Source organism: Streptomyces sp. NPDC001678 (genome assembly GCF_042892945.1).
GTDB lineage: Bacteria > Actinomycetota > Actinomycetes > Streptomycetales > Streptomycetaceae > Streptomyces.
Window position 1 is genome coordinate 522140 of sequence record NZ_JBIAUP010000001.1, and the last position, 11582, is coordinate 533721.

At 74.4% G+C, this 11582-nt stretch carries 9 protein-coding genes and 1 pseudogene; 3 read left to right on the forward strand and 7 right to left on the reverse strand.

All coding sequences use genetic code 11. From position 1 onward, the window contains the following. The first annotated feature begins 38 nt into the window (after window positions 1–38). Together ACFYZR_RS02350 and ACFYZR_RS02355 are read left to right on the forward strand one after the other, a co-directional pair. Window positions 39–671 carry a TetR family transcriptional regulator gene (locus tag ACFYZR_RS02350; RefSeq protein ID WP_391903751.1) on the forward strand — a complete coding sequence of 211 codons (633 nt, stop codon included), beginning with the start codon at window positions 39–41 and terminating at the stop codon, window positions 669–671. Window positions 672–843: 172 nt separating this feature from the next. After that, on the forward strand, window positions 844–1485 hold the full coding sequence (locus ACFYZR_RS02355; protein WP_391904360.1) for a DNA-binding response regulator: 642 nt from the start codon (window positions 844–846) through the stop codon (window positions 1483–1485). A 231-nt stretch (window positions 1486–1716) separates the two neighbouring features. On the opposite strand, the pseudogene ACFYZR_RS02360 reads toward ACFYZR_RS02355, so the two are convergent. From ACFYZR_RS02360 to ACFYZR_RS02380, 5 genes and pseudogenes are all read right to left on the reverse strand, one after another. Further along, window positions 1717–2787, reverse strand: a pseudogene (locus tag ACFYZR_RS02360) (ATP-binding cassette domain-containing protein); the annotation flags it as partial. 555 nt (window positions 2788–3342) lie between these two features. Further along, complete coding sequence (locus ACFYZR_RS02365; RefSeq protein WP_391903753.1) at window positions 3343–5067, reverse strand: ABC transporter ATP-binding protein; 1725 nt, start codon at window positions 5065–5067, stop codon at window positions 3343–3345. A 97-nt stretch (window positions 5068–5164) separates the two neighbouring features. Beyond that, window positions 5165–5290 carry a SapB/AmfS family lanthipeptide gene (locus tag ACFYZR_RS02370; protein WP_229358432.1) on the reverse strand — a complete coding sequence of 42 codons (126 nt, stop codon included), beginning with the start codon at window positions 5288–5290 and terminating at the stop codon, window positions 5165–5167. A gap of 54 nt (window positions 5291–5344) precedes the next feature. Next, window positions 5345–8017, reverse strand: a complete 2673-nt coding sequence (lanKC, locus tag ACFYZR_RS02375) for a class III lanthionine synthetase LanKC (protein ID WP_391903758.1) — start codon at window positions 8015–8017, stop codon at window positions 5345–5347. Window positions 8018–8248: 231 nt separating this feature from the next. Next, window positions 8249–9082, reverse strand: a complete 834-nt coding sequence (locus ACFYZR_RS02380; RefSeq protein WP_391903761.1) for an NAD(P)H-binding protein — start codon at window positions 9080–9082, stop codon at window positions 8249–8251. 139 nt (window positions 9083–9221) lie between these two features. Here ACFYZR_RS02380 and ACFYZR_RS02385 point away from each other — a divergent pair, with 139 nt between their 5' ends. Beyond that, window positions 9222–9719: a cupin domain-containing protein gene (locus ACFYZR_RS02385; protein WP_126913925.1), complete on the forward strand. Its 498-nt coding sequence runs from the start codon at window positions 9222–9224 to the stop codon at window positions 9717–9719. A 122-nt stretch (window positions 9720–9841) separates the two neighbouring features. Here ACFYZR_RS02385 and ACFYZR_RS02390 read toward each other — a convergent pair whose 3' ends face one another. Then, a complete protein-coding gene (locus ACFYZR_RS02390) occupies window positions 9842–10081 on the reverse strand; it encodes a ferredoxin (protein WP_391903764.1) in 240 nt (79 codons plus the stop codon). Beyond that, the gene (locus tag ACFYZR_RS02395) at window positions 10074–11555 is read right to left on the reverse strand and encodes an aldehyde dehydrogenase (RefSeq protein ID WP_391903768.1); all 1482 of its coding nucleotides are present in this window, start codon (window positions 11553–11555) and stop codon (window positions 10074–10076) included. The genes ACFYZR_RS02390 and ACFYZR_RS02395 overlap by 8 nt, the downstream gene beginning before the upstream one ends. Between the last annotated feature and the right edge of the window lie 27 nt (window positions 11556–11582).

Sequence of the window (11582 nt, forward strand, 5' to 3'; positions counted from 1 at the left end):
CCGGACGGAGTGTTGCACGACACGATGAAACGGGACATATGACTACGGAATCCAGGACGACGGAATCCATGTCGGCCGTGCCGCCCCTCGTGTCCACGGCCGCACCTTCTCTGACGGCACGTCAGGCGGCCCGGCGCCGGCGGATCCTCCAGGCCACCACCCGGCTGGCGAGCCGCGGCGGCTTCGACGCCGTCCAGATGCGGGAGGTCGCCGAGTCCTCGGGCGTCGCCCTCGGCACGCTCTACCGCTATTTCCCCTCCAAGGTCCATCTGCTGGTCGCCACCATGCGGGACCAGCTGGAGCGGCTCCACGCCACGCTGCGCGAGCGCCCCCCGACGGAGGAGGACCCGGCCGCGCGCGTCGCCCAGACCCTGATGCGGGCGTTCCGCGCGATGCAGCGCGAACCGCATCTGGCCGACGCCATGGTGCGCGCCCTGACCTTCGCCGACCGGTCGGTGAGCGCCGAGGTGGACACGGTCTCCCGGCTGACCACCACGATCATCCTGGACGCCATGGGCCCGGCCGGCCCGCCCACCCCGGCCCAGCTGTCGGCCGTCCGCGTCATCGAGCACACCTGGCACTCGGCGCTGATCACCTGGCTGTCGGGGCGGGCGTCCATCGCGCAGGTGAAGATCGACATCGAGACGGTCTGCCGGCTCATCGCCCGCTGACGGCCGTCACGCCAGGCGTACGGCGCTCACAGTTGAGGCGGGCCCGGACGGCTCCCTACGCCCTTACGCCCCCCGGGGAGCGGGTAACTGCACCCGGAGCGGTGGCTCGCGCCGGTATGAATTTACCGACGTGTCCGAGGCGTTTCGCTACACGGAGCGGGAGAGGCAGACCGTGATACGGGTCCTTCTGATACACGACACCTATCTGCTGCGCATGGCGCTGGCGGCACTCCTCGGCAGAGAGCCGGACCTCGAGGTGTCCTCGACGTCCTGGCGCGGCGCCGCCACGGCGGCCCGGACGACACGGCCCGATGTCTGCGTGGCCGACATGGACAGCCCGGACGCGGGCGAGTGCGTGAACCTCCGGCCGGGGGACGGACGGCAGGGGGACGGACGATGTCCGGAAGGCGGCGGCGAACGGGCCGCCGCCCGGCCCGTGCTGCTGGCGCTGACGACCGCCGGGCGCCCCGGCCCACTGCGCCGCGCCTATGAGGCGGGCGCCCTGGGCTACCTCAGCAAAAACGCTTCTCCTGACCGGCTCGTCGAGGGCATACGGCATGTCGCGAAGGGCGAGCGCTACATCGACGAGACCCTCGGCTTCGGCTTCCTCCAGGCGGCCGAGATCCCCCTGACCCGGCGGGAGCTGAGTGTGCTCTCACTCGCCGCCGAGGGCGCCTCCGTCGGCGAGATCGCGCGCAGCCTGCACCTGTCGAACGGAACCGTGCGCAACTACATGGCCGCCATCACCCGCAAGACCGGGGCCCGCAACCGGGTGGACGCGATCCGCATCTCGCGCGGCGCCGGCTGGGTGTGAGGAACGCTGTCCACCGCCCATCAGCTCCCGGTACAGCGCCGAACGCGCCATGAGCTCCCGGTGCGTGCCGACGACCGTACCGGGGCCGTCCATCACCAGCACGCGATCCGCGCGCCGGGCCGAGCCCGCGCGGTGAGCGACGACCACGAGGGTGCCGCCGGGGCGCGCCGCGAAGGCGCCCTCGGCGCGCGCCTCGGCGGCGGGGTCCAGATGGCAGGCCGCCTCGTCCAGCAGCGCCACGGGGGCCGGTGAGAGGTACGCCCGGACCAGCGCGATCAGTTGCCGCTCCCCCGCCGAGAGCTCGTCCGGGGTCACCGGGGCGTCCAGCCCGCCGAGCCTGCGGACGAGCGCGTCCGCGCCGACGGCCTCGACGGCGGCCAGCACCTCGCGCTCGCTCGCGGGGTCGTCGCGGTCGTCGCGCAGATACCGCAGGTTGTCGCCGACGGTGCCGGAGAAGACGTACGCCTCCTGCGGGATGAGCACGCGCCGCGCCGCCGCACCCCCGGCGCGCGCCGCCGCGCCGCCCACCCGCACCTCGCCGGACGACGGCTCCAGCAGCCCCGCGATCAGGCCCGCCAGCGTGGACTTGCCCACGCCGCTCGGCCCGACGACGACCAGCCGTGCGCCGGGCGGCAGGGTGAGGTCGAGGTCGCGGACGACGGGCTCGGCGTGGGCGCCGTAGCCGAAGGTGACCCGGCGCAGCTCGACGGCGGGGGCGTCCGGGGCCGGGGCCGGGACCGGGGCCGGAATCGCGACCGCGGCCTGGCCCGCCGTCAGCCTGCGGACGACCACCGCCAGCCGTGAACCGCTCGTGCCCAGCCCGTGGATGAGGCTCTGGAGCGCGGGCAGCAGCGACTGCGTGAGATACGCCAGCGCGCCGACGAGCGCGCCCGGCGTCACCCCCCGGTCCAGCAGCCAGGGCGTCGCGACGAGCAGCGGCACGACGGGGAAGCGGCCCGCGAGGGCCAGGGCCGCCGCCCTCGCCACGGACCAGCGGGCGAGGTCGGTCGAGGCGCGCAGCTCGGCATCGACGAGCGCGCCCGTGTCCGTCCGTACGCGCGCCTCGCCGCCGCCCGCGGCGATGTCGCGCAGGGCGGCGCACGCCTCGCCGCACGACTGCGCCAGCGCCTCGTCGGCGGCCAGGAACGCCTCCTGGCGGCGGGCCAGCGGCCGCAGCGTCGCGAGGAACAGCCCGAGGCCGAGGAGGAGCGGCGGTACGACGACGACGAGGAGGACGGGCGCGAGCAGGAACAGGCCCACCAGGGCTCCGGCGGCCGTGAAGACGAACGAGCGCGTCACCATCACGAGACCGGCGAACGTGTCGCGGGCGATCTCCACTTGGTGGGTGAGCCGGGAGACGGCGGCGGCGTCGCCGTCGCCCAGCGCGCGGGTCACGACGCGGCGGACGAGCGCGTCCCGGAAGGGCTCCACGAGCGCGGCCACGCCCCGGAATGTGCGCCCGGTGCCGTAGGCGCCGACGACGACGGCGACCGCGGCGGCCGCGAGCCAGGCCAGGCCGGTGGCCGGACGGCCGGCCAGGAAGCCGGTGTCGAGGGCGCGGGCGAGGGCGTAGCCGGTGGTGAGGGTGTGGGCGGCCTCGACGGCGGACCAGGCGGCGAGGGCCGCGAGGACGCGGCGGTGGCGTGACAGGTGGGTGAGGAGGGGGTGGTTCGGTTGGTTCGGCACCGCCGGACACCTCCGATTCGGTTGCGCGCCGTTGCGGCGGGAAGGAGGCCCCGGTCCCGCCCTTTCACCGTTTCCGGGGGCAAGCCCCCCGACCCCCCGGGTCCCGAGGCTCCGCCCGGGCCCGAGCCTTGCGCGCCTGGGCGGGGTCGGGGCCCCACCACGAGCGGTCGGCTACCGCTCACCGAACACCGCCCGGTACCCCGGCAGTCGCCACAGCTCCGCGTGTGTCCCGACGGCTCGTATGCGGCCTCCGTCCAGCCACGCCACCGCGTCCGCCCGTTCCGCCGTCGACACCCGGTGCGCGACGATCAGCCGGGTGCGGGCGGCGACGGCGTGCAGCAGCGCGTCGCCCACTCGCGCCTCCGTGACCGAGTCGAGGCTCGACGTGGCGTCGTCCAGGATCAGCAGCCGGCCCGCGTGGGCGAAGGCGCGGGCGAGGCCGAGGCGTTGGGCCTCGCCCCCGGAGAGGGGGGCGGCCGCGCACGCCGTGTCGTAGCCGTCGGGCAGCCGTCGTACGAAGTCGTCCGCGCACGCCGCGCGGGCGGCGTGGACGACGGCCTCGGGCGGGGGCACGAAGGAGCCGAAGGCGAGCGTCCCGCCGATCGTGCCGCCGAGCAGCGCGGGCCGGGCGAAGGCGTAGCCGACCTGGCGGCGCAGTTCGTCGTGGGCGAGCTCGCGCAGCGGGACGCCGTCGAGGGTGATCTCGCCCGTGTCGGGGTCGGCGAGGCGCCCGGCCAGTTCGGCGAGGACGGACTTGCCCGTGCCGGAGCGGCCGACGACGGCCGTCGTCGAGCCGCCCGGCACGACGAGGTCCACCCCGCGCAGCACCGCCCGACCGCCGCGCTCGGCGCCGACGCCGCGCAGCCGGAGCGTGCCGTCGCCGTCGGCGGGCAGCCGCCGGTTGCCGTGGAGGGTCGGCGGCAGGGCGTGGACCTCGGCCAGGCGGCGCGCGGCGGTACGGCCGTGGACCAGCGCTCCCAGGTGCCCGACGAGCATGCCGACGCCCGTCGCGAGGACCGCGTAGCGGGAGGCCGCCAGCAGGTCGCCGACGCTCAGCCTGTCCCGTGACAGCTCCAGTCCGGCGACGGCGAGGACGGCGATCTGGAGCAGCGGCACCAGGGCCGTCGCCTGGGCGGTGGAGCGGCCCTGCACCCGCCACATGCGGTGGCCGTGGCGGGACAGGCCGGGCAGGGGTTCGAGGACGCGGTCCCGTTCGCGGGCGGCCGTGCCGGCGGCGGCGATGGTGCGGGCGCCGCCGACGGCCTCCATCAGCCGCCCGGCGAGCTCGCCCTGCAGCCGCTGGTAGCCGGCGAGGCTGTCGGTGGAGGCGCGGGTGAACGCCCGCAGCAGCAGGGCGAGCAGCGGCGCGCCCGCGAGGAACACCAGGGCCAGCCAGGGGTCGAGGAGGGCGAGCGCGGCGATGCCGCCGAGCGGGCCGACGACGGCGGTGACAGTGCCGGCGACGGTCGCGGGCGCCGTGCCGGCCTGGGCGGCGTTGCCGACGAGGCGGGCGACGAGGTCGCCCGGCGTCATCCGGGCCGTGGCCCGGGTGCCCGCCGCGAGGACGTGGCCCAGCGCGCCGCGGCGCAGCCGGGCGGTGGTGCGGGCGGTGGTGGTGGCGGTGAGGAACTCGCCGAGCGCGTCGAGGGCGGCGGGGACGCAGACGAGGGCGGCGCACAGGAGGACCCAGCGGGTGGCGACGTCGCCGTCGCGCCGCGCGAGGAGCAGGTCGAGGGTGTGCCCGAGCACGGCGGGCAGCAGCAGGGCCGCGCCCGTGCTCGCGACGGCGATCAGGACGAGGGCGGCCGTGCGGGGGGCGGCGGCGCGGAGCGCGGCGAGGAGGAGGCGGTCGCCGTCGCGGGGGGCAGATTCCGGTGCCGGGGCCGTCGGGGTCATGCGGTCCTCGTATCCGTACGGATGGACGGATGGACGGCAGGGTGGGCCCTCCCCTCCGGGAGAGGGCCCACCCTGAGCGGTCACCCGCGAGCGTGGGTCACAGGCACAGCAGCACGCTGGCGGTGCTGATGCACGAGAGCAGGCTCACGGTGCTCTGCCCGCCGCCGCCGTGGCCACCGTCGTGGCTGTCGGACTCCATGCTCTGAAGGTCGAGAAGCGCCATGGCTCTGATTCCTTTCATGGGGACGGATGCAACTGGAACAGGTGGAGCGGTTGGTCACGACTCCACGACGTGGTGGAGCCGGCTCTGGGGCCCCTTCGGGGGCGGGAGGAAGGGCAGGCGGGCCGGGCCCTCGACCGATCCGAGCGCGAGCAGACAGCCCGCCGTGCCCGTCGCGAGGTCCATCGACAGCCGCATCATCTGGCTGCCGGGGAAGGCCAGTTCGCCCTGGTAGGGGATGCCGTACCAGCCCAGGGCGGCCACTTGGGCCGCGAGGTCGGCCGGGGCGGCGCCCGGCGCGGTGGTGCGGCCGAGGTGCCAGATCATTCCGGCGCGGCCCTGGAAGAGGCCGGGGTGGGCGTAGAAGCGGGACCGGGCGGCGGTCAGGATGGCGGCGCGGGCCTCGGTGAGGTCCTCGTCCGGGTCGGGGACGTGGGCGAGGTAGTCGTCCAGGACGGCGCCGATGCCGACGCTGCCGTCACCGAGGTAGGGCATGGTCCGCCAGCCCTCGTTCACGTCGAGGGCGCCGTTGGCCGTGCGGACGCAGCGTGCGAGGTCGGTGCGCAGGGCCGTGCCGGCGAGGTCGAGGAGGGCGGGTGCGCCGGTGCGTTCGTACAGCCGGAGGAAGAGGAGGGCGGAGCCGGTGGCGCCGCGCATCAGTCCGGCGCGCTGCTTCCCGTCGTCGGCGGCGAGCCGGTCGGCGAGCAATTGGGCGGCTTCCACCGCGCGTTCGTGGAAGTGCCGCTCGCCGGTGGTGCGGGCGAGGTGGTCGAGGTGGAGGCCGATGCCGGCGAGTCCCCCGCGCAGGGCGGAGGTGAGCTTCTGCCACTTCTCGCCGAGGAGGGTGGCGGTGAGGTCGAGGGCGCGCTGGGTGTGGCCGAGGCGGTCGAGGGCGTGGGCGACGCCCGCGAGTCCGTCGTAGAGGCCGAGCGGGGTGCCGGGCGGCAGCGCGCCGGGGTCGGTGTGGGCGAGCAGCCAGCGTTCGCCCTGCTCGTAGCGGTCGGCGCCGGTCTCGGCGAGGGCGTACAGGACGCCGGCGGCGCCGTGGGCGAGGCCGAGGCCGCCGCCCTCGGAGAACTGGGCGATGTCCCCGGGGAAGAGCCGGTCGTCGCGCTCGGGGGTGGCGGAGGCGAGGATGGCGCGGACCATGGAGTCACGGGCGGCGGGCCAGTCGTCGGTCGTGGGGAGGACGGCGGGCGCGGCCGGTACGGGCCCGGCGGACACGGGCCCGGCGAAGGCGGGGCCGGCCTCGTCGCCCGTCCGCCTCGTGATCTCGGCGACGGCCTCGTCGAGGAACTCCCGCGGTACGGCGGGGAAGTGTTCGGCGATGATGTCGGCGAGGTGCGCGGCCTTGGCCCGGTCGATGACGAAGAGCGTGGTGACGGGCAGGAACAGCGCGATCCGCAGACAGGCGAGGGCGTAGCGGTCGACGTCGGTGCCGGTGCGGTCCGGCGGGGCGAAGAAGCCGGGGTGGGCGACGATCTGCCGGCCGCCTTCCGCGACCGGCGCGGCGGCCTCGAAATCGATCAGGGTGACGGACTCCTCGCCCGACTCCTTGTCGGGCCCGACCATGATGTTGAACATGTGGAGGTCGTTGAAGACCACGCCCCGGTCGTGGACGGCCGCGACGGCCCGTTCCACGGCCCGGTGGATCCGCAGCGCCCAGTCGGTGTAGCCGGCGACGGCCGCCGGGTCGGGGTCGGCGGCGAGCAGGGGGTGGCGTTCGCCGAAGAAGGAGTTGAGGGGGCGGCCCTCGATGAAGTCCATGACGAGGAAGCGGTGGTCGCCGATGGTGAGCCAGTCGCGGACGCCGGGGGCGACGCCGAGGCCGGCGAGCCGGTCGAGGGCGTCCTTCTCGCGTTCCAGCCGGGCGATGGCGTCGGCGCCGTCGGCGGCGAGCCCGGCGTGCGGGCGGGCCTCCTTGAGGACGACCTGCGAGCCGTCGCGGGTGTCGGTGCCCCGGTAGACGCCGCCGCCGTTGGAGAAGTGCAGGGCCTTCTCGATGCGGTAGGGCAGGTCGGCGACGGTGGTCGCGTTGCGGGCGCCCAGGTGGGGCTCCAGGAACGCGGGCAGGGTCACCCAGGAGGGCACCTGGAAGGCGGGGTCGCGCGGGTCGGGGACGAGCGTGCCGTCCGCGTCCTCGATGGCGGGGACGAGGCTGCCGCGCGCGTCGACGCAGTAGCGGCGGGCGAACGCGCCGTAGCGCACGTACAACGGCCCGTCGTGCCAGCGCAGGTCGGTGAGGACGTACGGGCCCGGGCGCCCGCCGAGGATCTCCTCCAGCCCGGTGAGGGTGGTGTGCAGGCTCTCCTCGTCGGCGGGGTAGATCGTGACGAACTTTCCGCTGGCGTCCCGGGGCGCGTACTTGTTGTTGCGGAGGTGGAGCAAGTGGGGGGCGGGGACGAACTTGAACGGGATGCCCCGGGGGACGCAGTAGTCCCAGACGTCGGCGGCGGTCTTGTCGGCGCCGTCGGCCGTGGCCGACACATGGATCTTCCAGCCCTGCGCGGGCTGCCCGGGGAGGGACTCGCCCTTGCCGTCCTTGTCACCGACGGGCGCGAGATGAAGCCAGTCGCCGTTACGACCGCTGGCCCAGCCCTCGGGCACGGGGCGCCGGGCGGTTTCGAACAGAGCGTCCTCGGCCCGGCCTCCCGCCGGGCGGGACAGCCGGTCCGGGATCTCGTAGAAGTGCCTGTCGGCCAGGCAGTAGACCTCGTACCGCTTTTCCATCGGCCCCCCTCAGCTGCGACGGGAAGAGATTTCCACGCCGCGGGGGGCCGGGACAGTCGCATCTGTCACGAACATGCTGTGCGGAACGCATGCGTAAACATATGTACGGACCAGGGCGAACGCAGGTCAGCGCCGGTGGCGGGGCCCGCTCCGGCGCCGCGCGCTCCCGGGGCGCGCGCCGCGCGCCGGAGACGCGGGCTCACTCCCCGCACGGTGCGACATCCCGTGGGTTCAGCGGAAGGCGGCGGCGTTCTCCGCGGCCCACTGCCGGAACGGTCTGGCCGGGGAGCCGGTGACCTGTGAAACCGTGTCGCGCACCGTCAGTATCTCGTCGTTGACGTCCCCGCCCATGACGTCGAGTACCGCGTCCGCGGCCTCGTCCCCGAAGACGGCGGCCATCCGGGCGTGGGCCTCCTCCCGGCTGATCTCGGCGAAGGGCACCTCCCGCCCCAGCACCGCCGCGATGGCCTCGGCCTGCTGCCGGGCGGTCACCGGCTCCGGACCGGTCAGGGCATACGTCCGCCCGTAGTGGCCGGGCTCGGTCAGCGCCACCCGTGCCACCGACGCGATGTCCGCGGGGTGGATCGTGGGAAGTCCGGTGTCCACGTACGGTGCGCGGACCGTCTCGTGTTCACGGATCGACGCCGCCCACATCAAGGAATTCGAAGCGAATTGCGTCGGCCGCAGGATCGTCCAGGCCATGCCGCTGTCCTTGAGGAGTCGCTCGACCGCCAGGTTCTCGCCTGCGGGGCCGAGGTGCGGATGGGTCTGGACAGTAATGGACGACACGAGCACCACGTGCTCCACACCCGCCTGCCGGGCGGCCTCGAGGATCTCGGCATCCGAGCCCAGACGCGACACGAGGAACAGCGAGCGCACCCCGTCCAACGCGGGCTTCAATGACGCCGTGTCCGCGAAGTCACCTTCGACGGCCTCGACCCCTTCGGGGAACACGGCCCTCGCGGCGTCACGGGTGAGCCCTCTCAGCGGCCCGGCATCACACGCCCGCAGCTCCTTGAGCAGCGCGCTTCCCACGTTCCCGGTGGCTCCCGTTACGAGAATCACGAGCGTCTTCCCCCCGTCGTCAGATGATCAACTGGAGTACACGTTAGAACCTCAAGCGCACTTCAGGTCAAAGCGGCCGTGGCCTTCGAGCCGGCACATGGCATACGTTTCGGCGTGATCAACATTTCAGGAGCAAGCGATGTCTCTCTTCATCCCCGACTTCGACGAAACCGTCGTCATACGCGCCGCTGACGCCGAATTGACCGGCGCGGGTGGCCCGGTGACCAACCAGCTGCTCGTCGACAGCTCCGCCACGGGTGGCGCGCTCTCCAGCATGCGCGTCACCCTCGGCAAGGGCGCGAACGGCGCCCGGCCGCACCACCACGGCAAGTCCGCCGAGATGTTCTACGTCCTCGACGGCACCGCCCAGCTGCTGTCCGGCGATCAAGTGGTCACCGCGGAACGCGGAGACGTGGTCGTCGTACCGCCCGGCACACAGCATGCCTTCGCCGCCGCGCCCGGCGAGATCGCGGACATGCTCGTCATCATCACGCCCGGGGTGGAGCGCTTCGAATACTTCCGCCACCTCGAGCGCATCCGCTACGGCAAGGTCCCGCCGGAGAGCCTCCTCGAAGTCCAGGAACTGTACGACTCCTACTTCGGGACCAGTGCGGTCTGGGACGCCGCGCGCGGATAACGACGGCAAGGCCCTGCTGCCGCACCGTCCGGCCGGCGACTGCCTCGGCCACTTCGACCACCGCTCCGGCTGCGGACGCGCCACCCGCGGCCGGCGCGGTCCGGGCCGTCCTCCAGCCGGCGCTACTCCTCGGGCGGGAACACCGCCTCCCCCGTGCCGAGCACGCGGATGGCGACGGCCTCCACGGGGCAGCACTCCGCCGCGGCGAGGAGTTCCCCGTCGGGGGCCGTCTCCTCCGTGACCGGGTGGGAGCGCCGGGTCGTCGCGTCGAGCCGGAACGCGGCGGGCGCGACGCCCGCGCACTGGCCCGAGCCGACGCACCGCGTCCGGTCGACGGTCACCCTCCAGCGGGGATCACCCACCGCCCGTCCCCTTCGGCAGGTGGATCGTCTTCTGCTCCAGGTACTCGGCGTAGCCCTCGGGCCCGCCCTCCCTGCCCAGCCCGGAGTCCTTGTAGCCGCCGAAGGGGCCGAACAGGTCGAGGCTGAAGGTGTTGACGGAGTACGTGCCCGTGCGCACCCGGCGGGCGACCTCCAGGCCGCGTTCGAGGTCGCCGGTCCAGACGCTGCCGGAGAGCCCGTAGTCGGAGTCGTCGGCGATGGCGATCGCCTCCTCCGTGTCGTCGTAGGGCAGCAGGCAGACGACGGGACCGAAGATCTCCTCGCGGGCGACCCGCATGGTGTTGGTGACGTGGCCGAAGAGGGTCGGCTCGACGTACCAGCCGGTCGGGAGCCCGGCGGGGCGGCCGCCGCCGGCCAGGACGGACGCGCCGTCGAGCCGCCCGAGCCGGATGTAGTCGAGCGACCGCTCGCGCTGGCGGCGCGCGACCAGCGGGCCGACCTGGGTGGCGGGGTCGAGCGGGTCGCCGACGACCAGCGCGGAGGCGGCGGCCGCGAGGCGCTCGGCGAGTTCGTCGTAGTGGGAGCGGGGGGCGAGGACGCGGGTCTGGGCGACGCAGGCCTGGCCGTTGTTCATCCAGGCGCTGGGCACGATCCCGGCGACGGCGGTGTCCAGGTCGGCGTCGGGCAGGACGATCGCGGCGGACTTGCCGCCCAGTTCCAGGGTGACCCGGGTGAGGTTGCGGGAGGCGACCTCCATGACGCGCTTGCCGGCCGCGACGGAGCCGGTGAAGGAGACCTTGTCGACGCCGGGGTGGCCGACGAGGTACTCGCCGGTCTCCCGGCCCCCGGGGAGGATGGACAGCACGCCCTCCGGCAGCCCCGCCTCGTGGGCGATCCCGGCGAGGACGTACGCGTCCAGGGGCGTCTCCGGCGCGGGCTTGAGCACCACCGAGCAGCCGGCCAGCAGGGCGGGGGCGAGCTTGGCCGCCGCCACGAACTGCGGCACGTTCCACGGCACCACGGCCGCCACGACGCCCACCGGCTCCCGCCGCACCAGCAACGGCCCCAGGGCGCCGGCGCGCCGCTCCTCGTGGGGGAAGTCCCGGGCGATGGCGATGGCGCTGTCCCACACCATGACCGCGCCGAGCGCCTGCGCGAGGACGCTCCAGGAGTAGGGGGAGCCGTTCTGCGCGGAGATCAGCCGGGCGAGCTCCTCGTGGCGGGCGGCGATGCCGTCCTTGATCCGGGTGACGACGGCGATCCGTTCCGCCAGCGGCAGCCCTGACCACACGCCGGAGTCGAAGGAGCTCCGCGCTGCCGCGACGGCCCGGTCCACATCGATGCGCCCGGCGTGCGGGACGCGCCCGATGACGGCCTCGGTGTGGGGCGAGACGACCTCGATGACCTCACCGCGCGGCCCGGCGGCGGGCTCGGCCCATCTGCCGCCGACGAAGAGCTGTCCGTACTCGACGATGCCGCTGTCGCTGTCGCTCATGGCGGAGCCTCCCGGGCCTGACCGGAC